Genomic DNA, 25,161 nt, shown 5'->3' with positions numbered 1-25,161 from the left:
TGCGTCGTCAGTGGGCCTTCGTGGTGCGGATGTCGGTGATGCCGTTGAACGCGTCCGCCTTCAGGGCGAGGTGGGTGGTCGTCGTCGGCGACTCCCCACCGCCGAAGCTGTGGGTGACGGCGATCTCACGGCTTTCGCCGTCCCCGGTCACCGTCCAGTCCACCGGCACGTTCCGGGCTCGGAGCACCCCGTCCATCCTGTGCTTCTTCTCCCAGGCCGTCACCTTCTTGGCGAGGGTGGGCGTCAGGTAGTGGGCGCGCAGCGCCTTCGCCAGTGCCTTGTCCGGGCGCGGGTAGGCCTCCGTCGCGTCGACGTACGCGCCGTAGAAGTCGGCGACCTGGGTCACCGAGTCACCCGTCCTGCCACTGACCGACCGCACCGCGGCGGATGTCTTCTCGGGGGCGGTGCTCGTGGTGCGGATGCTCTTGATGCCGTCGATCAGATCCCGCTCCACGACGAACCGGGTCTTCGTCGTCGGTGATTCCCCGGCGCCGCCGAAGGTCAGGGTGACGACGACCTCCAGGCCCTTGCGGCCCTCGCTCACCTTCCACCGCGTCGGGACGTTCTTGGCACGCAGGAGCCCGTCCACCTTGTGCTTCTTCTCCCAGGCCGTCAGCTTCCTGGCGAACGCGGGCGTCAGGTAGTGGGCGCGCAGCGCCTTCGCCAGTGCCTTGTCCGGGCCCCGGGGGGCGTCCTTGGCGTCGATGTACGCGCCGTAGAAGTCGGCGACCTCGGTCACCGCGTCACCGTTGAAGCCAGTGATCGACCGCACCGGGGCGGACGCCTTCGCGGATGCCTGGGCGGAGGCGGGGACGGGGGCGGTGGCCTGCGCCACCGCCTGCGTCGAGACACCGAACCCGAGGGCGAGGACGAGCCCGGTGGCGACGGCCGTACGGCGGCCCGGACGACGGCGTGCGTGGCTGTTCCCGCTGTTCCCACTGTTCTCGCTGTTCCCGCTGTTCCCGCTGTTCCCGCTGTTCCCGCTGTTCCCGCTGTTCCCGCTGTTCCCGCTGTCCCTGCTGTCCCTGCTCATGTCGTGTCTTCCTTCTCATCGTGGTCCGTATGAGTCGCTCCCGGTCGCGCCGGCTCTCCCGCCCCCGCCAGGGCACACGGATGCCCGGTACACAGGCACAGGGCGGGAGTCGTCACCAGGCGCTGCCGGAGTCCTCGATCACCCCGGCCGGTGCGACACCCACAGCTTCGAAGACAGCGGGGACCCACCGCAATCACCGTCGCCCAACCCGCGACGACGCAACCGTCCCACCCACTCCGAGCTGCGCGAACAGGCACTGCCTGAGACGCCGTTCTGAGATGCGGAGACGACCGCTTGCCGTCTCGGCCCGCCGGAGAGCCCGGGAGCGCACAGCGCGTCCGGCACCGGTCCCTCCCCTCGTGGGGACCGGTGCCGGACGGCGCGGGGGGTCGATCCGGGTCGGGGACGCGGATCGAGTCGGGGTGAGCGGGGGCGTCGACGGGGCCGTCCGGGGGTGTGCGGCATGATGGGGCGTCTTTGCGGGTGCTATGCCGGGGGCCGTGTGCGCGGTGTCGCCGCTCGGCCTTGATCCTGCCATTCGGGGTCGCCGGGGAGGAGCGGCCTGAGGGGCTGGTCTCAGCATTGCCGCAGGTCAGGTGCGTAGAGTGAGTTTTCCGGTCCGGATGTCCCAGCGATGTCGGAGTGCCGGGGGAAGGTAAGGGGTGGATGCCTTGAGTCGTGACTCAGGGGCACGCACGGCCTTCGCGGAACGTCTCGCGCTGCTGTACAGGGAAGCGGGCAATCCTCCCCTCAAGAGGGTTTCCGAGTCGGTCGTCCGGCTGCAGCGGGTCGACGAACGCGGGCGGCCCGTGCGGGTGTCCGCCCAGCGGATCAGTGACTGGCGGCGGGCCAGGAACGTGCCCGCGCAGTTCGCCGCCCTCGCCGCCGTGCTGCACGTCCTGATCCCCGAGGCCCGGCGCGCGCGGACCGTCCCGGTGTCCAAGGGGCTGTACGACATGGCCCAGTGGCAGCGGCTGTGGGAGCGGGCCCTGGCCGATCCCGTCGGCGAGCGTCCGGCCGGTGCGGGCGCCGCGCCCGCCGCAGCCGGGGCCGGGCCCGTGGACGAGCTGCCTCCCGGCGGTGTCTGCCCGTACCGGGGGCTGGCCTCGTACCGGCAGCAGGACGCCCGTTGGTTCTTCGGGCGGGAGCGGAGCACCGACGCGCTCGTGGAGCAGCTGCGGGCGGCGGAGCGTACCGGTGGACTGGTCGTACTCGTGGGGGCCTCGGGCGCCGGGAAGTCCTCCCTGCTGCATGCCGGGCTCGTGCCCGCGGTGCGCGGCGGCGCCCTCGACGGTGCCGACGGACGGGCGAGTGAGGTGCTCCGGCTCGTGCCGGGCGCCGATCCGGTCGGTGAGCTGGTCCGTCGGATACCGGAGTTGGGGCAGGTGGTGTCCGCCGCGTACGAGCCCGGTACGGCGATGTTCGCCGACGCGGTGCGGGAGGCTGTCGGGGCGCGGGCGTCGGCGCTGGCGCGGGCGTCGGAGGCGCGGGGGCGGGGAGCGTCCGGCATCGGCGGTGGGGGCTCCTCCTCGGCCGGCACACCCGCTCCCACCCGGCTGGTTCTGATCGTCGACCAGTTCGAGGAAACCTTCACCCTGTCCGCCGACGAGGCGGATCGGCGGATGTTCGTCCACCTGCTCGGTGCCGCGTGCACGCCCGGGGAGGCGGGTGTGGATGCGGGCGGGGCGGCGCCCGCGGTCGTGGTGCTCGGGGTGCGCGCGGACTTCTACGAGCAGTGTCTCGGGCATCCGGAGCTGGCGGACGCGTTGCAGCACCGGCACATGGTGCTGGGGCCGTTGACGGCGGCGGAGCTGCGGGAGGCGGTGACGGGGCCGGCCAAGGCCGTGGGGCTGGAGCTCGAACCAGGGCTCGCGGAGCTGATCGTGCGGGAGGTGAGCGCGGACGGGCCGCGCGGGGCGCACGACGCCGGCGTACTGCCTCTGCTGTCGCACGCCCTGCTCGTCACATGGCAGCGGCGGAAGGCGGGGCGGCTGACGCTGGCCGGGTACCGGGCCGCCGGCGGTATCCAGGGCGCCGTCGCGGCGACCGCCGAGCGGGCCTGGGCCGGGCTGGACCCGGCCGCCCGTACGGCCGCGCGGCTGCTGTTGCTACGGCTGGTCCGGCTCAACGAGGACACGCACGCAACGCGGCGTCGGGGCACGCGACGGCAGCTCGCGGACGGGGCGGCGGACCCGGTGAAGACCGAGGAGTCGCTGGAGGCCATGGTCCGCGCGCGGCTGCTGACGCTCGACGCCGAGACCGTGGAGATCACCCACGAGGCGCTGCTGCACGCCTGGCCCCGGTTGCGGGGGTGGATCGACGAGGGGCGCAACGACCATCTGCTGCGCCAGCGGCTGGAGGAGGACGGCCGGGCCTGGGAGGACTCCGAGCGCGACTCCGCTCTGCTCTACCGGGGCTCGCGGCTCGAACAGGCGCACACCTGGGCGAAGTCCACCGAAGCCGGGGGGACCGGGGGTGCTGAGGGCGCCGGGGGTCTTGAGGGCGCCGGGGACGCCGGTGGCACCTACCTGACCCGGAGCGCGGTGGAGTTCCTGGCCGCCTCGGTACGGCTGCGCCGGCGCACGGTCCGGATCAGGCGGAGTGCCGTGGCCGCGCTGGTGGCGTTCGCGCTGGTGGCCGTCGGCTCGGCGGTGGTCGCGTGGCAGCAGCGCGACGACGCCGTGTTCGAACAGGTGGTCGCCCAGGCGGATCGCGTCCAGTACTCGGACCCCTCGCTCTCCGCCCAGCTCGACCTGGTGGCGCACACACTGCGGACCGACGACGAGGGCACCGACAGCCGGCTGGTCTCGATCGTCAACGCGCCCCTGGCCACCCCGCTCCTCGGCCACGACGGCGCCGTCTACCTCACCTCGTTCAGCCCCGACGGGAGGCACCTGGCCACCGCCAGCTACGACCGGACCGTACGGCTCTGGGACGTGGCGGACGCGTCCCGGCCCAAGGCCCTCGGCAAGCCCCTCACCGGGCACGGCAGCTGGGTGAGCAGCGCGGTCTTCGCGCCGGACGGCCGTACGCTCGCCAGCGCCGGCGACGACGGCACCATCCGGCTGTGGGACATCTCCGATGCCCGCGCTCCCCGGAAACTGGGTGCCCCTCCGACCGGGCACGACGGCACGATCTTCCTGGTCGCGTTCAGCCCGGACGGCAGAACGCTGGCGTCCGTCGGCGAGGACGAGACCGTACGGCTGTGGGATGTGAGCGATCCGGCGCGCGCGAGGGCGCTCGGCGCGCCGCTCACCGGGCACAGCGCTCCCGTGCGCGCCGTGGCGTTCGGTCCGGACGGGAGGACGCTGGCGACCGGGGGCGACGACAACACGATCCGGCTCTGGGACGTGGCCGATCCGCGTGCTCCCGCGGCCTTCGGCAGGGTGCTCCGGGGCCATACGGGTCTGGTGCACTCGCTGGCCTTCGGGCCCGACGGGCGGACGCTGGCCAGTGGCAGCGCGGACAACACGGTCCGGCTCTGGGACGTGGCCGACCCCCGGCGGGCGGACGCGCTCGGCGCGCCCCTCACCGGGCACACCGGCCCCATCTGGTCCGTGGCCTTCAGTCCCGACGGCCGGCTCCTCGCCGCCGCCAGCGCGGACAGCACGGCGAGCCTGTGGAACGTCGCCGACCCGGCGTTCGCGTCGCAGGTCGGCGAGCCGCTCGCCGGGGCCAGCGGCGAGATGTTCGCCCTGGGGTTCAGCCCGGACGGCCGGACGCTCGCCACCGGGAGCGGTGACAGCAAGGTGCCGCTGTGGTCGGTGCCGACCTCGGACATGGTCGGGCGCAACGGGGTGTTCCGGCCGGACGGGAAGGTGCTGGCCACCGCCGGGCGTGACGGCCGGATCCGGCTGTGGAACGTGGCGGAGCCCGCTCGGCCCGTGCTGCTGGGGAAGGCGTTCACCCTCAAGGACGGCGGCAACCGCTCCCTGACGTTCTCTCCCGACGGCCGCACGCTCTCGATCGTCGCCGGGAACCGGGCGCTGTATCTGTGGGACGTCGGCGACCCCGCCCACCCGGTCCTGCGCGGCTCGCCCCTCGCGCTGCGTATCCGGTACACCGACGCGCAGGCCTACAGCCCGGACGGGCGCGTCCTGGCCACCTCCTACGGCGACCACGACGTGCGGTTGTGGGACGTCCGCGACCCGTCCCACGTCGTCCCGCTCGGCAAGCCCCTCACCGGCCACAAGGGGTACATCCTCGCTCTCGTCTTCAGCCCGGACGGCCGCAGCCTCGCCAGCGGCAGCGCGGACGGCACCATCCGGGTGTGGAACGTGGCCGACCCGACCCGGTCCACCCGGCTCGACGGCCCCCTCACCGCCCACCGCGGCGCGGTCAGCGACCTCGTCTACAGCCCGGACGGCAGGACGCTGGCCAGTGGTGGCGGTGACGACAAGGTCAGGCTCTGGGACGTCTCCGACCCCCGCGCGGTGACACGGCTGGGCCCCCCGCTCATCGGTCACACCGAGGCGATCGTGTCGCTGACCTTCAGCCCGGACGGGCGGACCCTGGCCAGCGGCGGCAACGACAGCACCGTCCGCCTCTGGGATGTCACCAGCCCCGCCGACGCCTCCCCCATCGGTCAGTCGATGAGCCCCAACGCCAGGACGGGCCACTTCCTCTCCTTCAGCCCCGACCGTCACATGCTCGGGGTGTCCAGCGGCGCCGACACCGTGCGGTTGTGGAATCTGGACGTGGACGACGCCGTACGGCACATCTGCTCGACGACACGGGGGGTGCTGACGCGGGAGAAGTGGGAGGAGTATCTGCCACGGTTGGGGTACGAACCGCCGTGCGGGGGTGGCTGACCACACGTGTGAGCGGCGCGTTCTCGATGCCTAACGAACGTTTGGCCAGGCACGCCGCCCACGTGATACCGATCACAACTCGTCAACCCAGTCGAGCAGTCTGCTCCCGTCCGACGAGCAGCCTTGTTAGCCTTGGCCATAGCCCGGTCGCTGGTGCATCCCCCGTCGCCAGCGACCGGGCCCTTTCATGCCCGCGTGCCGCCGACGTCAGCCGTTCCAGGCCTCGTCGTACGGGTCCTGGGGTGCCTTGACCGGCCTGGTGGCCGTGACGGTGAGGTACGGGACGGCGGTGCCGTTGAGGGGGTCCCTGGTCCGCTTCGGCGTGTAGGTGCCGGTGACCTCGACCCAGGTGTCGGGCTGGAGGACGGCCGGGAGTTCGCCGGTGAGGGCGATCTTGACCGGCTGGGCGTCGGCGGCGCAGCAGTTGAGGGCCATGCGGACGAGATACGGGTGACCGGAGCCGTCGAGCGCGAGGAACCCGGCGATCTTGAGCGTGCGGCCGGAGAGGGCGCGGCCCTTGTCGTAGACCGCGCGGCCGGCGTAGTCGGCGACGCTCAGCCGGAGGGGGCCGTCGGCGGGGAGGGCGGGGTAGCCCCAGGGCTGCTGCTGGAGTGCGGCGCCGGTGCGCATCGCGGTGTAGGACCCCGCGGCGGGCGGGGCCACCAGGACGAGGGCGAGGAGCGGCAGGACCAGCAGCCAGGACACCCGGGGTTCGTGAGGGGTGTGCTGCTCGTCGCCCTGGCGCCGGGCCCGGCGTTCGTACAGGACCGTGGCGACGGCGGCGGCCATGAGGACGACGCCGGCGCCGATGAGGAGGGGGCGCAGGCCGGCCTTGACGTAGCGGAGGTAGAGATCGGTGAAGCCCGCGTGGAGGAGAGCCCCGCCGGTGAGGAAGAGGATGACGGTCTGGGCCTGACGGTTCACAGGAGCACCGCCCCGACGAGGGCCGACACCAGGATCGCGAGGGCGAAGGTGGCGGGGGCGAAGCGGAGCGCGAAGGCGCGGCCGAAGGTGGCGGTCTGCATGGCGAAGAGTTTCAGGTCGATCATCGGGCCGACGACCAGGAAGGCCAGCCGGGAGGTCAGGGAGAACTGGGTCAGGGAGGCCGCCACGAACGCGTCCGCCTCGGAGCAGATGGAGAGCAGGACGGCCAGGACCGCCAGGGCGAGGATCGCGACGACCGGGTTGTCGGCGGCGGCGTTCAGCCAGCTCGCCGGGACGGCCGCCTTGAGGGTGGCCGCCGCCATCGCGCCGACGACGAGGAACCCGCCGGCGTGCATCACGTCGTGCCGCACCGAGCCCCAGAAGGCGGCGCCCTTGCTCTGGCCCTCGTAGGACGGCCGCTCCGGCGGGCGCATCCACTCGCCGCGACCCAGCCGTTGCCACAGCCAGCCCATGGTGCAGGCCACCAGCAGACTCGCCACGAACCTGGCCAGCACCATCTCGGGGTTGCCCGGGAAGGCCACGGCGGTCGCGGTCAGCACGATCGGGTTGATCGCGGGGGCGGACAGAAGGAAGGCGAGCGCGGCCGCGGGTGTGACGCCCCGGCGTACGAGGGCGCCCGCCACCGGCACGGAGGCGCACTCGCACCCCGGAAGGACGACACCGGCCATGCCCGCCGCCGGTACCGCCAGCGCGGGCCGTTTCGGCAGCGCGCGGGCGAAGAACGAGGCCGGCACGAACACCGCGATGGCCGCCGAGAGCAGCACTCCGACGACCAGGAACGGCAGGGCCTGCACGACCACCGCCACGAAGACCGTCATCCAGCTCTGCGTCACGGGCGCGGACAGCAGACCACGCAGCGGGCGCTGCGCCACGACCGCCAGGACCAGCAGCATGGTGAGGACGAGCGGCGGGTCGAGATGCCGACCGCGCTGGGGGGCTTGGGCTTCTTCCTTGGTGGTGGCCACGGGGGACGGTACCTCCGTAGGGGAACGGCTGGGCCGGGCGGGGCCGGTTCGGTCCGCTTCCTCCCATACGGCGCCCGCGGCGGGGTTGCTCACGGCCCTGGGCGCCGGGGGCCGTGGCGCAGACCACGAAGACCCTTTTTAGTAATGGGATCCATTTTCATGTAGCGTCCGATCCGTCACCTGTGAAGCCCGTGAAGGAGGACCCCATGGCCGTACCCAAGCGGAAGATGTCCCGCAGCAACACCCGTCACCGTCGCGCCCAGTGGAAGGCGAGCACGCCGCCGCTCGTGCCGTTCACGGTCGACGGCGCCACCCACCTCGTACCGCAGCGGCTGCTGAAGGCGTACGAGCGCGGGCTGCTGCACCCCGAGGGCTGAGGGCACGGCCATGGCGTACGAACGGCTGCCCGTCACCGTCCTCTCCGGGTTCCTCGGGGCGGGCAAGACCACCCTGCTCAACCATGTCCTCGCCAACCGCGAGGGGCTCCGCGTGGCGGTCATCGTCAACGACATGAGCGAGGTCAACATCGACGCCGCCCTCGTGCGCGGCGGCGAGGCGGCACTGTCGCGCACGGAGGAGCGGCTGGTCGAGATGACCAACGGGTGCATCTGCTGCACCCTGCGCGACGATCTGCTGGAGGAGGTGGACCGGCTGGCGCGGGAGGGACGTTTCGACTATCTCCTCATCGAGAGTTCGGGGATCTCCGAGCCGATGCCCGTCGCCGCGACCTTCGCCTTCGCACGCGACGACGGGGCCACGCTCGGGGATCTCGCCCGGCTCGACACCATGGTCACGGTGGTGGACGCGGTGAACTTCCTGCCGGAGCTGGCGGGTGGGGACGAGTTGGTGGCGCGGGGGCTCGACCAGTACGAGGACGACGAGCGGACCGTGAGCGACCTGCTGATGGACCAGGTGGAGTTCGCCGATGTGATCGTCCTGAACAAGCTCGACCTCGTGCACGCGGCGGCCGCCGAGCGGCTCGCGGCGACGCTGGCCCGGCTCAATCCGGCCGCGCGGATCGTGCCGGCCGGCCATGGCCGGGTGCGGGTCGCGGAGGTGCTCGGCACGGGGGCGTTCGACCTCGAACGGGCGCAGCAGGCGCCGGGGTGGGTGCGGGAGCTGAACGGGGACCATGTGCCGGAGACCGAGGAGTACGGCATCTCGTCGACGGTCTTCCGCGCCGAACGGCCCTTCCATCCCGGGCGGTTGTGGGACTTCGTGACCGAGGGGCTCGACAGCGGTGCGTTCGGGCAGGTGCTGCGGTCCAAGGGGTTCTTCACGCTCGCCGGGCGGCCGGGGGTCATCGGGTTGTGGTCCCAGGCGGGGTCGGTGGCCCGTTTCGAACCGACTGCGGCGCAGGACGAAGAGGCCCCGTTCGCGCAGGAGTTGGTGTTCATCGGGACGGGGTTGCGGGGGGATGCGCTGCGGTCGGCTCTCGCCGGGTGCGTGATGACGGAGCGCGAGATTCTGTCCGGGCTCGGCTTCGACGATCCGTTTCCGGCGTGGGACGTGGGGGACGCGCACGGGGTCGTCTGCGGGTGAGTGGGGGCTTCCCGCACCCGACCGACGGCCCAAGAACCTACGCCCCCACTCCCGCCCGCCTTCCCAGCAACTCCGCCAGCCCCCGCCGCGTCGCCGCCAGCACCACACGGTCCTCGGCCCGGAGGACGTACGTGGGCGGGAGGTCCCAGACCAGGCCCGATCCGGCCGCGCCCGGCGTTCGTTCGGTGCCCGGCTCCCCGGGGGCGGCCGTGTCGAGGGCCAGTACGCGCCAGGCGCCCGCCCGGAAGGCCTCCGCCATGGTCCGGCCCTCCAGGCGGGGGTGGCCGCGGACCTCGACGGCGGCGAAGAGGAGGACGCGGCGTTCCACCGGGATCGCGCCCAGGATCTGGCGGCCCATCATCGCTCCGGCGAAGGCGGGCGCGGCGAGGTGGGAGACGCTGCGGCTGCGGGTGAGAGCACCCGGGTGGGCGGCGCGCAGGGTGCGGTAGACGGCGGTGGCGAAGTCGTCGTCGTAGAGGCGCAGGACGACACGCAGGTCGGGGCGTACGGAACGGGCGTACAGGCCGGCTTCGAGGTTCGTCGTGTCGGAGCTGGTCACGGCGAGGAGGGCGTGCGCGCGGTGGATCTTGGCGGCCTCCAGGACGCCCTCCTGGGTCACGTCGCCGAGGATCACCGGCACCCGCAGGCGTCGGGCCTCCGCGAGCCCGCGCGCCTCCGGGTCCTCCTCGACGCACACGACCGGGATGTGCAGCTCGCGCAGGCGGGCCAGGACGCGGGTGCCGATCTTGCCGAGGCCGAGGAGGACGACGTGCCCGGAGAGGCCGCGCGGCGGCTTGCGCAGGGCGGTGCCGCTGCGGAAGGTGCCGAGGGCCTCCAGGACGGCGGCCAGGAGCACGGGCAGCAGGAGTAAACCCATGAGGCCGGACAGGAGTTGCAGGATCTGGCGGGAGTCGCTCTGGTCGGTCGCCGGGTCGGCGATCCCGAAGAGATCGAGAAGGGTCGCGTACGTCGCCTGGAGCGGATGCTCCCCGGTGATCACCATCTGTGCGACGGCGAGCGCGAAGACGCACGCGATCATGCCGGCCAGGGACAACCGCAGCCGCCGCGAGAGCAGCGGCCCGAAGGCCCCGAGCGGCCCGCCGCCCGCCCGGCCGGGCGGCAGCGCGGGTCCCGCGTAACGCACGGTGTCGAGCACGACGGTTCCGCGTCCCGTCGCCTCCGCCACCGCCCTCTCGTCGGGCAGGAGTTGGGGGCCGCGTGCCCCGCTGCCCTCGGAACCCTCGGTTCCGGCCGGGTCGTTGGTGGTGGCCGACAGAAGGGCGAGCGTGCAGAGGCCGCCCGGGCTCTGGCCGCCGCGGCCGGGCGGGCGTTCCACGGCCCGCAGCATCAGCCCGTCCGTCTGTACGACCTTGCTGGTCCCGGCGACGGCGGTCGCGGCCAGCGCGGGGGCGGCGGTGTCGGCGTCGGAGAGGACGGTCGTGGAGGCGCCGAACCCGTCGACCCCGTCGGCCTCGCCGCCGCCCGCCGCCAACGCCGAGGCCTGGTCGAGCAGTTCCTCGATGTACTGCCCCAGGCGGCGGTTGTAGAGCCGCAGGACCAGCCGCAGGCGGGGGTTGAGGCGCCGGGCGGTGAGGGCCGCGCGGATGTTGGTCTCGTCGTCGTCGTAGACGAGCGCCAGCGCGGCGGCCCGCTCCACCCCGGCCTCGGCGAGCACGGCCTCGGTGGCCTCGCCCGCCTCCAGGACGTGTTCGCCGCCGTCGCGGGCGCGGGCCTCGGCGGTGCGGTCGGCGGCCGTCGGATCGGCGGCGCCCGTGGCCCGGTTGACCGCCGCCGTCATCCGGTCGAGGAACGCGGCGGCGGTCCGGGCCCGCCCGACGACCGGCCGCCGCGCGATCCGCGCGGTGGGCGGCACGACGAGCGTCACCTGTTCCCCGTACACGGTCCGCAGTTCGGCGGCCAGCCGGTGGGCCAGCCCGTCGTCCCCGCAGACGACCATGTGCGCGCCCGAGCCGGCGGCCGTCCGGCCCCGCGCGCTCCCGCCCGGGGCGAGTTGCCGGCCCGCACCGGGCGGGCCCGGCGGCGTGCCCGGAGCGGACGGCCTGCCCTGGCCGGGCGACACACCCGCACCGGCCGTCGTCGCGGCCCGGCCGGTGGTCACCGCCGGGTCGGACGGGTCGGACGGGTCGGCCGGACCTGCCTGTCCGTCCGGCCCGGTACGGCTGTTGTGCTGCGAAGGGGTCCCCACGACCAGAAGACTGCCCCATGCACACGACCCGTTCCTCAGTGATCCGGATCACAGTTGGCGGTGTGAGTGCGACGGCGGGTGGAAATCCGTACTCAAGAGGGACGGGGTGACGGCGGTGTCCGGATGCGAGGATGGGGCGCCATGACCGCAGGGTGGGGTTCGCGCACGACACGCGCCGCGATGTTCGCGGCCGTCTGTGTGCTGCTCGCCGCCCTCGGCCACGTGCTGATGTCCGGCAGCCATGTCCCCTGGTGGGCGATGGCCGCCGGGGCGGTCCTGACCGGGGCCGTCGGCTGGTGCCTGGCCGGACGTGAGCGCGGACTCCCCCTGATCACGTCCGTCGTGGTCGCCGCCCAGACAGCCCTCCACTGGGGCTTCGAACAGGCACAGTCGTCCACCACGACGGCCGTCGACGGCCGCACGGACGCGATGAGTTCGATGAGCGGGATGGGCTCCACGGGCTCGGCGGACCTCATGGACATGGGTTCCGCCCACCTGACTCACACGGTCCCCATGGGTACGGCCGGTCACCTGGGTCATGTGGACCACACCGGGTACCTCCTGGACGGCTCGTCCGCGTCCTCCTCCTCGCTCATGTCCTCGCTCGCGTCCCTGTACGCGTCCTCGTCCGGCATGCTCGCCGCGCACCTGCTCGCGGCACTGCTGTGCGGGCTGTGGCTGGCGTACGGCGAACGCGCGGCCTTCGGGCTGCTGCGGACCGTGGCCGGCTGGCTGGCCGCACCCCTGCGCCTGTCGCTCGCGCTGCCCCTCGCCGCGGAGCGGCCTCGCCCACGGGTGCGCCGCGGCCGTGCGGACCGTTCGCCGCGCCGCCTCCTTCTCGTCCACGCGATCACCTCTCGGGGTCCACCCGCCGGGACCGCTGTCATCTGACGACAGCCGGTGCCCCGAGGCGGCCGACACACGGCTCACGCTTCGGGCTTCGGCCGTACACCGCCCGCCTCCGCGCGTGCCGTACGGCCGCCCCCCTTCCTCACCGGACCGCCGGACGCGTGCCCACGTACGCGCACACACGCTCCCCGACACGCTCTCCCACACGCTCTCCGACCGTCACCCGCTCCTCTCGAACGGAACGGCTGCCTCGGCGACCGCGTGTACGGCTGTCTCACCGTGTGCGCCCCCGTGCCCCTGCCCGTGTCGGTGGTCCGGATCCCGGATGACCCGAGAAGGACACCAGGTGATCACCCTTACTCCCCTGCCCGCGTCGGTCCCGCAGGCCTCCCGGTCCACGACCGACGAGTCCATAACCGCCTGGGCGCTGGCCGCCCGTGGTGGGGACCCGGAGGCCGTCGAGCGGTTCGTGGGCGCGCTGCACCGTGACGTCCAGCGGTTCGTCGCCCACCTCTGCGCCGACCCTCAGGCGGTGGACGACCTCGCCCAGGACACCTTCCTGCGGGCGCTCGGCAGCCTGCACCGGTTCGAGGGGCGCTGCTCCGCCCGTACGTGGCTGCTGTCCATCGCCCGGCGGGCGGTGACCGACAGCTTCCGGCACGCGGCGGCCCGGCCCCGGCTGTCCGACGTACCGGACTGGCGCCTCGCCGTCGAGCACGCCCAGCCGCGCGGACTGCCCGGCTTCGACGACGGCGTGGCGCTCACCGATCTGCTGGGCGCGCTGCCCGAGGAGCGGCGGGAGGCGTTCGTCCTCACCCAGATGCTGGGACTGTCCTACGAGGACGCGGCCGGCCTGACGGGATGCCCCATCGGCACGGTGCGCTCACGGGTGGCCCGGGCCCGGGCCACGCTCGTGGCGTTGCTGGCGGCCGCTGAGGAGGTCCATCAGGAGGAGAAGGAGGAGGTGTTGGCGGCCGCGTGAGGGGCCGTGGCCCCGCGCCCTTCGGGGGCGCGGGGGGGCCGAGGTGCCGGGGCCGTCAGGTGCGCGCCCCCAGGTGGCGTTCGGCGAATTCCAGTTCCAGGCGGATCTGTTTGATGCGTTCGTCGACGACCAGGGAGCCGTGGCCGGCGTCGTAGCGGTACACCTCGTGGACGGCGCCCCGGCCGGCCAGCCGGTCGACGTAGTTGTCGATCTGGCGGATGGGGCAGCGGGGGTCGTTGACACCCGCGGAGATGTAGACGGGGGCCTTCACCGCGTCGACGTACGTCAGGGGTGACGAGGCCTCGAAGCGCTCGGGGACCTCCTCGGGCGTACCGCCCAGGAGGGTGCGGTCCATGGCCTTGAGCGCCTCCATCTCGTCGTGGTACGCGGTGACGTAGTCCGCGACGGGGACGGCGGCGATGCCGAGGGTCCAGGCGTCCGGCTCGGTGCCGAGGCCGAGGAGGGTGAGGTAGCCGCCCCAGGAGCCGCCGGTGAGGACGAGCCGCTCCGGGTCGGCGAAACCGGAGGTCACCGCCCACTCGCGGACCGCCGCGATGTCCTCCAGTTCGATGAGGCCGACCCGGTGCTTGAGGGCGTCGGTCCAGGCACGGCCGTACCCGGTGGAGCCCCGGTAGTTGATACGGATGACCGCGTATCCGTGATCCAGCCAGGCGGCAGGTCCCGCCGCGAAGGCGTCGCTGTCGTGCCAGGTCGGGCCGCCGTGGATGTCGAAGACGGTCGGATACGGGCCGTCGGCCCCGGCCGGGCGCTGGACCAGGGCGTGGACGCGGCCGCCGGGTGTGTCCACCCAGACGTCCTCCACCGGCACCGAGCCGGGGGACTTCAGCCCCGGCGGGTCGAGGACGACCTCGCCCGTGGTGGAGCGGACGACCGGCGGCTCGGCGGCGGAGGACCACAGGTACTCGACGCTGCCGTCGGGGCGGGCCGAGGCCCCGGAGACGGTGCCGCGCGGCGTGTCCACGCGCTCCAGGGCACGGGAGGCCAGGTCGTAGCGGAACAGCTCGCTGCGGGCCTCGAAGCTGTGGGCGACGAGCAGGGCGGAGCCGTCCGGGTACCACTCGGCGCTCAGGTCGCCCTCCAGCCGTCCGGAGAGGCCGAGGTCGGTCTCCTCGCCCGAGGACACGTCCCACACGAGGGGTTCCCAACGGCCGCCCCGCTGGTGGCCGATGAGCAGCCGGGTGTCACCGACCACGGGGGCGAAGCCCAGCACCTCCAGGCCCAGTTCGATCGTGCCGCCCTTGGTGTCGTCCAGCTCGGCGACCATCGTGCCGTCCGGGCGGACCACGCGCAGCGCCGAGTGCATCGCGTCGCCGTGCTCGGTGTGCTCGATCGCGATCAGCGAGCCGTCGTGCGAGAGGTCTCCGACGCCGGCCGACTCGCGGTGGCGGTAGATCTCGACGGGGGCCTCGCCCTGCCGAGACAGATGGATCGTGGAACCGTCCTCGTCGGTGGAGCGGCCGACGATCGCCGTGCGGCCGTCGCGGCCGAGGGCCAGGCCCGCCGGGTACGACGGATCCAGGCCCGGGGCGCCCTCCTCGTCCGGGCCGCCGTGGAACGGCTGACGGCGCCAGACGCCGAACTCGTCGCCGTCCTTGTCGTCGAACCACCAGATCCACTCGCCGTCGGGCGAGAGCACGCCGTCCGTCGTGCCGTTGGCCCGGTTCGTGACCTGGCGCTGCTCGTCGGTGGCGCGGTCCCACGCGTACAACTCGTACGTGCCCGTGGCGTTGGAGACGAACAGCGAGCGGTGCGGCGCGTCCTCCGCCCAGTCGGGCAGGGACACCCTCGGCGCCCGGAACCGCTTCTCCCAGTCGGGCATGGATCCGCTCTGCTGCTGCGGGGTGGCCCCGTTGCTCTCAGTCATGGCCCCATATTGCCCCGCCCGCACGACAATGTGCCGCCGAGGCCCCCAGCCTGTGGATAACTTCGCATCGCGACCGCCTCGGGAGGGGTTCGGCCGGGCCGGTTGTCAGTGGTCGGGTGCAGACTCGCCCCATGACTTCAACGACCACAGACACCGGTCTGCGCCGGGCCGTCGAGCGCTTCTGGGCCACCGCCGAGGGCCGGGACTGGACCGCGTTCGCCGAGACGCTGGCCGAGGACGTCGTGTACGAGCTGCCGCAGACGCGGGAGCGGATACGCGGCAGGGATCGGTACGTGGAGTTCAACCGGGAGTATCCGGGCGACTGGCACGCGCGGATCGAGCGGATCGTCGCGGAACCGGGGCAGGTCGTCAGCTGGACGCACGTCACGGTCGGGCTGGAGGAGATGTACGCGATCTCCTTCTTCACGGGGGACGGTGAGGGCCGGATAGCGGCCGTCACCGACTTCTGGCCCGAGCCGTACGAGCCGCCGGCCGGGCGTGAGCACCTCGTCGAGCGGTACTGAGGCGGGCGACACCGCGGGCCGCGGGGGCCGACCCCGCAGCCCGGCGACCGGCGCGGGCACCGTACGGTGGAAGGCGTGTACCGGTTTCTGCTGACGCCCCGATGGTGGGGGATCAACGTCTTCGTGCTGCTCGCCATCCCCTTCTGTGTGTTCATGGGGTCGTGGCAGCTGAGCCGCTTCGAGGACCGGATGCAGGACCATCGCGCGGCCACCGAGCGGATCGACCCGGCGGACCGGGCCCCGGCACGCCCGCTGGCGGAACTGCTGCCGGTGGACAAGGAGACCTCGGGCGCACTGGCCACCGTCACCGGACGGTACGGCAAGCAGCTTCTCGTGCCGAACCGTGAACTGGACGGCCGGAACGGCTTCTACGTGCTGACGCTGCTGCGCACCGACGGCGGCAAGGCGCTGCCCGTCGTACGGGGCTGGCTGCCCGGCGCCGCGAAGGCCGGCCGCGCCCCGGCCGCGCCCTCCGGCGAGGTCACCGTCACCGGTTCGCTGCAGGCGTCCGAGACCCCGGGGTCGAACGGCGTACCCGTCCAGGGCGGGCTCCCGGCCGGGCAGACCTCGGCGATCAGCGCGGCGGCGCTGGTCAACCTCGTGCCGGACGACCTGTACGACGCCTGGATCACGCTCGACAAGGCCGACGCGGGCATGAAGGCCGTGCCCGCGACCGCCCCGCAGGACACCGGGCTCGACCTCAAGGCCTTCCAGAACCTCGGCTACACCGGCGAGTGGTTCGTCTTCGCCGGCTTCGTCGTCTTCATGTGGTTCCGGCTGGTCCGCCGCGAGGTCGAGTTCATCCGGGACGCGGAGCTGGGCCTCGTCGAGACGACCGGGGACGACCCGGACGAGGCCCGCGCGGACGAAGCCCTCACGCGGGAAGCCGAACCGGCCAAGTAGGACCGGCCGTGCAAGACCGGCCGAGCGGGACCGGCGTACCGCTGGAACCGGCGTACCGCCACGCATCGGACCACGGGACCACCGCACCGCCGTCCCCGGCGAGCACCGCGCGGTTCGGCGGCGGTGCTCCTCCGGTGGCCGTACGGTCAGGTCAGGCGCCCGCCAGCAGGCCCGTGTAGTAGAGCACGCCCGCGCAGGCGTTGCCGACGCCCGTCGTGAAGGTGGCGATACCGCCCGCGGTGGTGTGCGAGACGACGACGCTGCCGTCGATGGTGCCGTCCTCGGTGAGGAGCTGCGTGGAGACGGAGTTGGTGCCGTCGGTGGTGGTGCCCGGGGTCGCCTCCCCCGTGGGCGTCGGGTCCGGTGACGGATCCGGGCCACCGGTGCCGCCGCCGTCGGTCGTACCGCCACTGCTGGTGGGGCAGGGCTCCGAAGGCACCCAGGCGAACCGCACCTCGTACGCCGTGCCCGGCGCCAGCGTCAGCTGCGTCAGGGACAGCGACGGGTCGGGCAGTCCGGTCGCCGCGTCCCCGGTGACATGGGTCGCCACGGTGATCTTCGAGGAGTCCGCGGCGCCCTGCGGGGCGGCACCCACACTGCCCGAACCGGTGACCGTACAGCTCGTGCCGGAGACGTTGGACACGCGGAACGAGCCGTAGACGGCGCCGCTGGAGTCCGGTGCGCCCACGCTGCCGCCACCGCCGAGCTGGGCCGACGTGCACAAGGACGAGGCAGCGCTCGTGGGCGACGGCTGGGCGCCGCCCACGGTGCCGTTGGCTTCGCCCTTGCCCTTGTCGTCCTTGCCCTTGCCGCTGCCCTTGCCGGAGTCCTTGGAGCCGCCGGAGGTGCCGCCCGAGGCATTCTGTCCGCCGGTCTGCCCCTTGGTGTCGCCGTCGCTGCCCTGCGTGTGCGAGCCGTTGCCGGTGATGGTGGTGTCGAGGTTGGAGCCGGGCGAGTTGGAGACGTGGATCAGGGCGGGGATCGCCGTGCCGATGAAGAGCGCGGCGGCCGCCATGCCGACGACGGCCTGCCGCTTGCGCGCCCGCCTCGCCGGTACCGCCCGCCGCAGATGCTCCAGCGTGCCGTCCCTGGGCTCGATCTCCGACACCGCCTGCTGCAGCAGATTGCGCAGCACCAGCTCGTCGTCCGGCTCGAATCCGCCGGTCACCTTCGGCTCCGGGCCGTCTGGCCCCGAGCCGCCGGAGCCGAGGCCGCCCCACCGCAGGGCGCTCAGGAGCGAGTCGTCGGCCCCCGGCTCGGCCGCGCGGGCGGAACCGTCGGCCGAGAGGTCCGCGCCCGAGTCCTTCGTACTCTCCGACGTACTCCCTGGAGTACTCCCCGAACGGGAGCCGTCCGAAGGCTGCTCTTCCGAGGGCTGCTCTTCCGAAGGCCGGTCATCCGAAGGCTGGTCATCCGCGGCCCGGCCCTCGGACCGCGCATCCTCATCCCGCGAGGCCCCGGCCGAGTCCACCACCGGCGGGTCGTCCGGAGCGCGGCCTTCGAGATGCCGGCCCTTGGGGTGGGGGCCTTGTTCTTCGGGGCCGTGATTCACAGTTCCGTTCCCAGCGTGCGATTGCGTTTCTTCGTGCTCTTCGAGCCCGCGCCCCCCGACGCGCCCGTCCTGCCCGCGCTCAGCGCGTGCTTCCCCGCGCTCTCGCGCGGGTGCCTCCCCGCGCTCCGCGGCGCGTTCGTCGTCGTCCCGGCGCCCCCACGAGGCGCGCCTGCGGGCGCCGAGTTCGTCCCGTCCGTCGCGGCCGTCCGGCCCGTCGCGCCTGTCGGGTCCGTCGCCCTTGCCGTGCGTGCTCATGCCGGCGCCTCCATGGCGACGCGCAGTGCCGCGATGCCCCGGGAGCCGTACGCCTTGACCGAGCCGAGCGATATGCCGAGGGTCTCGGCGACCTGGGCCTCGGTCATGTCGGCGAAGTAGCGCAGCACGAGGACCTCGCGCTGGCGGCGCTGCAGGCCCTTCATCGCCTTGATGAGGGAGTCGCGCTCCAGCAGGTCGTACGCGCCCTCCTCCGCGCTCGCCATGTCGGGCATCGGCTTCGACAGCAGCTTCAGACCGAGGATGCGGCGGCGCAGGGCGGAGCGCGAGAGGTTCACGACCGTCTGGCGCAGATAGGCGAGCGTCTTCTCCGGCTCGCGGACACGCTTGCGCGCCGAGTGCACGCGGATGAAGGCCTCCTGGACCACGTCCTCGCAGGAGGCGGTGTCGTCGAGGAGGAGCGCCGCGAGCCCGAGAAGCGAGCGGTAGTGGGCGCGGTAGGTCTCGGTGAGATGGTCGACGGTAGTGCCGGAGGCCGGCACCGTCGACGTGTCGTCCGCGCCGTCGCGTTGGTTGGGTATGCGGGTCGGCCGCGCCGCGGGCATCGGCGCGATCACCGGCATGCCGCCGGCCGAACCGGGCAAGCGGGGACGGCGGGGTGGACGAAGGGCGGTGCCCCTCGTCTGTGCCGCGGTGAATTCGAGTACCTCTGCCACGTCAGTTGGACCCGCGACCCCCCGTCGGGGTTGTACGTGGCAGCCATCTCTTTTGCGTCAGATCGCACACGTGTCCGCGTGACCCATGCGCGGGCCGGTGCGGCAGACGCGCCCGACGGCACGCTGTGCTCAGCTGCCGGTACGGCCCGCCGAACACCGGACAGCACGTCGAACGCCCTCATGCGTACCAGCTCTTCCCCTAAGCCAGAGTGTCGGCGCCCAGCCCCGCCGAAGGGCGCCCGTGAAAGACGCTCCCCGTCCGCCGCGCGGTTGCGGTGGACGGGGAGAAAAAATCCTCGATCACCGGGAGGCCTGAATCAACCCGGAAACCGACGACGGCACGGCCGGAAATTCTCCGTCCGCCGAACCGCCGACTCGAAGAACTTACACGCCACCGCCGACAACGGCCCCTGGGCCCGGGGGGGGGAGAGGAGGTGAGGGCCGGGGGCCCGGCTAGGCGCCCTTCGCCACCAGCTCCGCGATCTGCGCGGCGTTCAGGGCGGAGCCCTTGCGCAGGTTGTCGCCGCAGACGAACAGTTCCAGGGCCGTCGGGTCGTCCAGGGCCCGGCGTACGCGCCCGACCCAGGTCGGGTCGGTGCCGACCACGTCCGCGGGGGTGGGGAACTCCCCCGCGCCCGGATCGTCGTAGAGGACGACCCCGGGGGCCGTGGCGAGGATCTCGCGGGCCTTGGCGACCGTGACCTGGCTCTCGAAGCGGGCGTGCAGGGTGAGGGAGTGCGCGGTGACGACCGGCACCCGTACACAGGTCACGGCGACCGGCAGCTTCGGCAGGCCGAGGATCTTGCGGGACTCGTCCCGGACCTTCATCTCCTCCGAGGACCAGCCGTCCGCGCGCAACGACCCGGCCCACGGCACCACGTTCAGCGCCACGGGCTCGGGGAACGGCCCGGTGTCGTCGCCCACCGCCCGCCGTACGTCACCGGGGGCGGTCCCCAGTTCCGTACCGGCGACCAGGGCGATCTGCTGCCGCAGCGTCTGCACGCCCGCCCGTCCCGCGCCGCTGACCGCCTGGTACGAGGAGGCCACCAGCTCGCGCAGCCCGAACTCGGCGTGCAGCGCGCCGAGCGCCACGATCATGGAGAGGGTCGTGCAGTTGGGGTTGGCGATGATCCCGCGCGGCCGGACACGGGCGGCGTGCGCGTTGACCTCGGGGACGACGAGGGGCACCTCCGGGTCCATCCGGAAGGCGCCCGAGTTGTCCACCACGACCGCGCCCTTGGCGGCGGCGATCGGCGCCCAGTGCGCCGCGACCTCGTCGGGTACGTCGAACAGGGCGACGTCGACCCCGTCGAAAACCTCTTCCGACAGCGCCACCACCTCGACCTGCTCCCCGCGCACGGCCAGCTTGCGGCCGGCCGAGCGCGGGGAGGCGATCAGACGGATCTCGCCCCAGATGTCGGCCCGGTGGGACAGGATCTGGAGCATGACGGTGCCGACGGCACCGGTCGCGCCCACGACCGCCAGCGTCGGCCTGCCGGAGCGCCCGGCATCGACAGCCATCAACGACCGCCGCCTCCGTGGATGAGGGCCATCAGCGCCCGGTACCCCCGTAGACGACGGCCTCGTCGCTGTCGGAGTCGAGTCCGAAGGCGGTGTGCACGGCGCGCACGGCCTCGGGGACGTCGTCGGCGCGGGTGACGACCGAGATACGGATCTCGGAGGTCGAGATCAGCTCGATGTTCACGCCGGCGTCGCTGAGGGCCTCGAAGAAGGAGGCGGTGACGCCCGGGTTGGTCTTCATACCCGCGCCGACCAGGGAGATCTTGCCGATCTGGTCGTCGTAGCGCAGCGAGTCGAAGCCGATGCCCGCCTTGTTCTTCTCCAGGGCGTCGATGGCCTTGCGGCCCTCCGTCTTGGGAAGGGTGAAGGAGATGTCCGTCAGACCGGTCGTCACGGCGGACACGTTCTGCACGACCATGTCGATGTTGACCTCGGCGTCCGCGATGGCGCGGAAGATCGCGGCGGCCTCGCCCGGCTTGTCCGGGACGCCGACGACCGTGACCTTGGCCTCGGAGACGTCGTGGGCGACTCCGGAGATGATGGCGTGCTCCACCTTGTGGTCCCCTTGCGACTCTGGCTTCTCGTTGCTGACCCAGGTGCCCGGCAGTCCGGAGAAGGACGAGCGGACGTGGATCGGGATGTTGTAGCGGCGGGCGTACTCGACACAGCGGTGGAGCAGCACCTTCGAACCGGACGCCGCCAGTTCGAGCATGTCCTCGGAGGAGATCCAGTCGATCTTCTTCGCCTTCTTCACGACCCGCGGGTCGGCGGTGAAGACGCCGTCGACGTCGGTGTAGATCTCACAGACCTCGGCCTCCAGCGCGGCGGCCAGCGCGACGGCGGTCGTGTCCGACCCGCCGCGGCCGAGGGTGGTGATGTCCTTCTTGTCCGCGCTGACGCCCTGGAACCCGGCGACGATGGCGATGTTGCCCTCGTCCAGCGCGGTCCGGATGCGCCCCGGCGTGACGTCGATGATCCGGGCTTTGTTGTGGACGGAGTCGGTGATGACGCCCGCCTGGCTGCCGGTGAACGACTGGGCCTCGTGACCCAGGTTTTTGATCGCCATGGCCAGCAGCGCCATGGAGATACGCTCTCCGGCGGTCAGCAGCATGTCGAACTCACGCCCGGCAGGCATGGGTGACACCTGCTCGGCGAGATCGATCAGCTCGTCCGTCGTGTCGCCCATCGCGGAAACGACGACGACCACCTGGTGGCCGTTCTTCTTCGCTTCCACGATCCGCTTGGCGACGCGCTTGATGCCCTCGGCATCGGCTACGGAGGAGCCTCCGTACTTCTGCACGACAAGGCCCACGTGCGCTCCTCGCTCCGTTTCAGTCCCTAATTTCCGCACATGCACACGTACTCGTACGCGGTTCCTACGTCGTTCCCGCGTCGTCGAACGTGCTGCGGCGGTCGGCTCAGTCTAACGAGCGGCCGAACATCCCTTCCCTGGTACCGCATGGTGAGATGTCCCGCTCACCCTGTGATCACCTGGGTTTTCTCCGGACCTTCCACCGGTTTCACCCCGGCTTCTCGCCCGGACCTTCGGCCGCTCCGGGAACGTCTCTGCCCAGGTCGGCACCGAACAGTCGGCGCGGACGGGGAAAAGTGCCTGGAGTCACACCGAGGGGCCCCGCGACGACGGAACGGCAACTTTCAAGCACTAAGGTCGTGGCCGTGCGCGTACTTCTGGTGGAAGACGACGAGCCGGTCGCCGAGTCCCTGCGACGAGGACTCCTGCGGTACGGCTTCGAGGTGGAGTGGGTCAACACGGGCGGGGCCGCGCTGTCGTACGGCGAACCGTACGACGTCGTCCTCCTGGATCTCGGTCTGCCCGACACCGACGGCCTAGACGTGTGCAAGGCCCTGCGGGACCGCAGCCAGGTGCCGATCATCGTGATCAGCGCCCGCAGCGACGAGACGGACCGCGTGGTCGGCCTGGAGCTGGGCGCCGACGACTACGTCTCCAAGCCGTTCGGGGTCCGCGAGGTGATCGCCCGGATAAGGGCGGTGATGCGCCGGGTGCAGCCGCGCGCCGCCGACGCGCCCGCCGCCGGCCCCGACCGCTACGGCCCCCGCCTCACCGTCGACCGCAAGGCCGCGCGCGTGCACCTCGACGGCACGGAGGTGGGGCTCGCCCCCAAGGAGTACGACCTCCTGGCCTTCCTCACCGAGGAGCCGGGCGCCCTGATGTCGCGCGAGCAGATCATGGAGGCGGTCTGGGACGCGAACTGGTTCGGGCCGACGAAGACGCTCGACGTCCACGTGGCGGCGCTGCGGCGCAAGCTGGCCGGGGCGATCACGATCGAGGCGGTACGGGGGGTGGGGTTCCGGCTGATGGTGAACGAGGAGACCGCGCCGACCGGCGGTACCCGTGAGGGCGACGGCACGTCATGATCCGTCAGCTCATCCGCAGCTACGTGCTCCTGGTGGCTGTGGCGATCGCCCTGTTCACCGTGCCGGTGGCGTTCACACTCACGGATCAGCTGCGGGACGACGCCAGCGAAGCCGTACAGCGCGAGGCCGAGACGATGGCCCGGCTGCTCGGCGTGGGCGACACCGCCTCCTGCGAGGCCCTGGCGCAGCTGGCGGGGGCGTACCCGGCCGACGAGGAGAAGGTCGAGGTCACCGCGACCGACAGGTGTGCGCCGGAGAGGCTGGAGGAGCCGACGGCGGACGCGGCGCTGGCCAGGGCTCTGGAGCACGGCCGGAGCACGGTCGACTGGGGCTCCGACTTCATCTGGGGCGACAACCTGGTGGTCACGGCCCCCGCCTTCGAGCGTTCGCCGGACGGGAGGACCGACACGGAGAAGGTCGTCGGGGCCGTCCGGATCATGTTCTCGACCGACCACCTCACCTACCGCCTCTGGACCATCTGGGGTTTCCGGGCGGCGCTGGCCGTCGTGGTCCTGCTGGCCGCCGCGATCATCGGTGTCTTCGCCGCCCGGCGACTGACCGCCCCTCTCCGCCAGCTCAACGAGATGGCGAGCAAGATGAGCGACGGGGACCTGACGGCCCGCTCCCCCGTGACGGGCCCCCAGGAGACACAGACCCTGGCGCGAACGCTGAACCAGGCGGGCGAGCGTCTGGACACGCTGATCGCCTCGCAGCGCATCTTCGTCGCCGACGCCTCCCATCAACTCCGCACCCCGCTCACGGCGTTGCGGCTGTCCTTGGACAACATCGCGGACGGCACGGACGACGAGTTCGTCCGGGAGGACGTGGAGCAGGCCACCGCCGAGGTGGTCCGGATGAGCCGCCTCGTCAACGGCCTGCTGGTGCTGGCGCGGGCCGAGGCGAAGGTGACGGCGGCGGAACCGCTGTCCCTGCGGGAGGTCATCCGGGAACGTCTCGACGTGTGGAGACCGGCCGCCGACGAGCGCGGAGTCACCATCACGCTCAGGGGGAGTGCCGACGGCCGGCCGCTTGTGCTGGCCAGTCCCGGTCATCTGGACCAGGTCCTGGACAACGTGCTTTCGAACGCCCTGGAGGTCTCGCCGGACGGTGCGACCATCACGGTCCTGGTGGAGAGCCGGGGCGACGAGGTGGTGCTGTCGGTGCTGGACGAGGGGCCCGGTATGTCGGACGCCGAGAAGTCCCGCGCCTTCGACCGCTTCTGGCGCGGTCAGGGCCTCACCGGGAGGGGCGGTTCGGGCCTCGGTCTCGCCGTCGTCAAGCAACTCGTCACCGACGACAACGGGACCGTGGCCCTCAAGGACTCACCCGGGGGCGGGTTGTGCGTCGCGCTCACACTGCGGGCGGCGCGACACGGGGGTGGCTGAGCCGGGGGGTATGGCCCAGCCACGACTGGGGATGGCTGCCGATCAGCCCTCGGGCATCATCGACGAGTGGTGGTTCACGATCTTCCACACGCCGTTGCGCTTCTCGTACTCGTAGGTGTAGCGGGCGTCGACGCGCCGCTTCTCACCGGTCTTGGGGTCGGTGAGGATGAAGTAGTACGAGCCGGTGTCGATGGCCGAGTCGGCGTCCAGGACGTTGATGATCGTCTTGGTCTTCTTGCCGACCGGCTTGTTCTCCAGGAAGTGGTTGAAGTAGTCGACGATGCCGGCGCGGTCGGTGCGGATCTTGTTGGAGACGGTCGGCAGGAGCACCGCGTCCTTCGCGTAGCGGTCCGCCACCTTCTTGGAGTCGCCCGTCCGCAGCGTCTTGTTCCAGCCGTCGAAGAGGGCCGCGATCTCCTTCTTGGAGGGCTTCTTCGGCGCGGCCTCCGCGCCGGCCATGCCGACTCCGGCGGTGACCGTGGCGGCGGTGACGAGAGCGGTGGCGGTGACGATGGCGGCGCGTATGCGGTTCTTGCGGGTCATCGCGATCTCCTGTGCGAAGTTGGGGTGTTACTGCCTCCGCTTCGTGTGCGGTGGAAGTGACTCCAGATTCGCGTGACGCCGGTTAGGGGCCGTGCAGGAGACGTACAGGGGGCGGCCAGGGATCACCCAAAGCACGGAGGGTGACGGTTCGGTCACCGGGTGAGCGAGCGCCGGCCCGCGGGCAGGCTG

At 72.3% G+C, this 25,161-nt stretch carries 19 protein-coding genes; 9 read left to right on the top strand and 10 right to left on the bottom strand.

Translation table 11 applies throughout. The annotated features are described in order from the left end of the window. Positions 1-7 precede the first annotated feature (7 nt). Positions 8-1,033 carry a hypothetical protein gene (locus H4687_RS25145; RefSeq protein ID WP_046913655.1) on the bottom strand — a complete coding sequence of 342 codons (1,026 nt, stop codon included), beginning with the start codon at positions 1,031-1,033 and terminating at the stop codon, positions 8-10. Between the two features lie 662 nt (positions 1,034-1,695). Between H4687_RS25145 and H4687_RS25140 the strand changes: the two genes are divergently transcribed. Next, a complete protein-coding gene (locus H4687_RS25140) occupies positions 1,696-5,844 on the top strand; it encodes a WD40 repeat domain-containing protein (RefSeq protein ID WP_046913240.1) in 4,149 nt (1,382 codons plus the stop codon). A 207-nt stretch (positions 5,845-6,051) separates the two neighbouring features. On the opposite strand, the gene H4687_RS25135 is transcribed toward H4687_RS25140, so the two are convergent. After that, entirely contained in the window at positions 6,052-6,768 is a 717-nt protein-coding gene (locus H4687_RS25135) for a TIGR03943 family putative permease subunit (protein ID WP_046913241.1), read from the bottom strand. Then, positions 6,765-7,754: a permease gene (locus H4687_RS25130; protein ID WP_046913242.1), complete on the bottom strand. Its 990-nt coding sequence runs from the start codon at positions 7,752-7,754 to the stop codon at positions 6,765-6,767. The genes H4687_RS25135 and H4687_RS25130 overlap by 4 nt, the downstream gene beginning before the upstream one ends. A 206-nt stretch (positions 7,755-7,960) precedes the next feature. On the opposite strand from H4687_RS25130, the gene rpmF reads away from it, so the two are divergent. Next, on the top strand, positions 7,961-8,131 hold the full coding sequence (rpmF, locus tag H4687_RS25125) for a 50S ribosomal protein L32 (protein ID WP_046913243.1): 171 nt from the start codon (positions 7,961-7,963) through the stop codon (positions 8,129-8,131). Between the two features lie 10 nt (positions 8,132-8,141). Beyond that, positions 8,142-9,296, top strand: coding sequence for a GTP-binding protein (locus H4687_RS25120; RefSeq protein WP_046913244.1), 1,155 nt, complete (start codon positions 8,142-8,144; stop codon positions 9,294-9,296). A gap of 37 nt (positions 9,297-9,333) precedes the next feature. Here H4687_RS25120 and H4687_RS25115 read toward each other — a convergent pair whose 3' ends face one another. After that, positions 9,334-11,253, bottom strand: coding sequence for an NAD(P)-binding protein (locus H4687_RS25115; RefSeq protein ID WP_046913258.1), 1,920 nt, complete (start codon positions 11,251-11,253; stop codon positions 9,334-9,336). A gap of 390 nt (positions 11,254-11,643) precedes the next feature. On the opposite strand from H4687_RS25115, the gene H4687_RS25110 reads away from it, so the two are divergent. Beyond that, complete coding sequence (locus H4687_RS25110; protein ID WP_046913245.1) at positions 11,644-12,393, top strand: hypothetical protein; 750 nt, start codon at positions 11,644-11,646, stop codon at positions 12,391-12,393. 283 nt (positions 12,394-12,676) lie between these two features. Next, entirely contained in the window at positions 12,677-13,333 is a 657-nt protein-coding gene (locus tag H4687_RS25105) for a sigma-70 family RNA polymerase sigma factor (RefSeq protein ID WP_225966815.1), read from the top strand. Positions 13,334-13,388: 55 nt separating this feature from the next. Here H4687_RS25105 and H4687_RS25100 read toward each other — a convergent pair whose 3' ends face one another. After that, positions 13,389-15,218: a S9 family peptidase gene (locus H4687_RS25100; protein ID WP_078907055.1), complete on the bottom strand. Its 1,830-nt coding sequence runs from the start codon at positions 15,216-15,218 to the stop codon at positions 13,389-13,391. 131 nt (positions 15,219-15,349) lie between these two features. On the opposite strand from H4687_RS25100, the gene H4687_RS25095 reads away from it, so the two are divergent. Then, positions 15,350-15,742 carry a nuclear transport factor 2 family protein gene (locus H4687_RS25095; RefSeq protein ID WP_046913248.1) on the top strand — a complete coding sequence of 131 codons (393 nt, stop codon included), beginning with the start codon at positions 15,350-15,352 and terminating at the stop codon, positions 15,740-15,742. A 75-nt stretch (positions 15,743-15,817) separates the two neighbouring features. After that, complete coding sequence (locus H4687_RS25090) at positions 15,818-16,645, top strand: SURF1 family protein (protein ID WP_046913249.1); 828 nt, start codon at positions 15,818-15,820, stop codon at positions 16,643-16,645. A 151-nt stretch (positions 16,646-16,796) separates the two neighbouring features. On the opposite strand, the gene H4687_RS25085 is transcribed toward H4687_RS25090, so the two are convergent. The 4 genes from H4687_RS25085 to H4687_RS25070 form a co-directional block, all read right to left on the bottom strand. Further along, a complete protein-coding gene (locus tag H4687_RS25085; RefSeq protein WP_046913250.1) occupies positions 16,797-17,813 on the bottom strand; it encodes a hypothetical protein in 1,017 nt (338 codons plus the stop codon). A gap of 635 nt (positions 17,814-18,448) precedes the next feature. Then, on the bottom strand, positions 18,449-19,126 hold the full coding sequence (locus H4687_RS25080; RefSeq protein WP_078907053.1) for a SigE family RNA polymerase sigma factor: 678 nt from the start codon (positions 19,124-19,126) through the stop codon (positions 18,449-18,451). Positions 19,127-19,579: 453 nt separating this feature from the next. After that, positions 19,580-20,647, bottom strand: a complete 1,068-nt coding sequence (locus H4687_RS25075) for an aspartate-semialdehyde dehydrogenase (RefSeq protein WP_046913251.1) — start codon at positions 20,645-20,647, stop codon at positions 19,580-19,582. Positions 20,648-20,678: 31 nt separating this feature from the next. Then, complete coding sequence (locus H4687_RS25070) at positions 20,679-21,959, bottom strand: aspartate kinase (protein ID WP_005483785.1); 1,281 nt, start codon at positions 21,957-21,959, stop codon at positions 20,679-20,681. A gap of 365 nt (positions 21,960-22,324) precedes the next feature. Here H4687_RS25070 and H4687_RS25065 point away from each other — a divergent pair, with 365 nt between their 5' ends. After that, positions 22,325-23,044 (top strand): response regulator transcription factor, encoded by a 720-nt coding sequence (locus tag H4687_RS25065; RefSeq protein ID WP_179860060.1) that lies wholly within the window; start codon positions 22,325-22,327, stop codon positions 23,042-23,044. Beyond that, positions 23,041-24,429 carry a HAMP domain-containing sensor histidine kinase gene (locus tag H4687_RS25060; RefSeq protein ID WP_046913253.1) on the top strand — a complete coding sequence of 463 codons (1,389 nt, stop codon included), beginning with the start codon at positions 23,041-23,043 and terminating at the stop codon, positions 24,427-24,429. Before H4687_RS25065 ends, H4687_RS25060 begins: the two co-directional genes overlap by 4 nt. Before the next feature lie 42 nt (positions 24,430-24,471). On the opposite strand, the gene H4687_RS25055 is transcribed toward H4687_RS25060, so the two are convergent. Continuing rightward, positions 24,472-24,972 carry an SgcJ/EcaC family oxidoreductase gene (locus tag H4687_RS25055; RefSeq protein WP_046913254.1) on the bottom strand — a complete coding sequence of 167 codons (501 nt, stop codon included), beginning with the start codon at positions 24,970-24,972 and terminating at the stop codon, positions 24,472-24,474. Positions 24,973-25,161: the final 189 nt, after the last annotated feature.

Origin of the sequence: Streptomyces stelliscabiei (genome assembly GCF_014873495.1) — a bacterium.
Classification (GTDB): domain Bacteria; phylum Actinomycetota; class Actinomycetes; order Streptomycetales; family Streptomycetaceae; genus Streptomyces; species Streptomyces bottropensis.
Note: the sequence above shows the minus strand (reverse complement) of the source record. Positions and strands in the feature narration are given on the sequence as shown.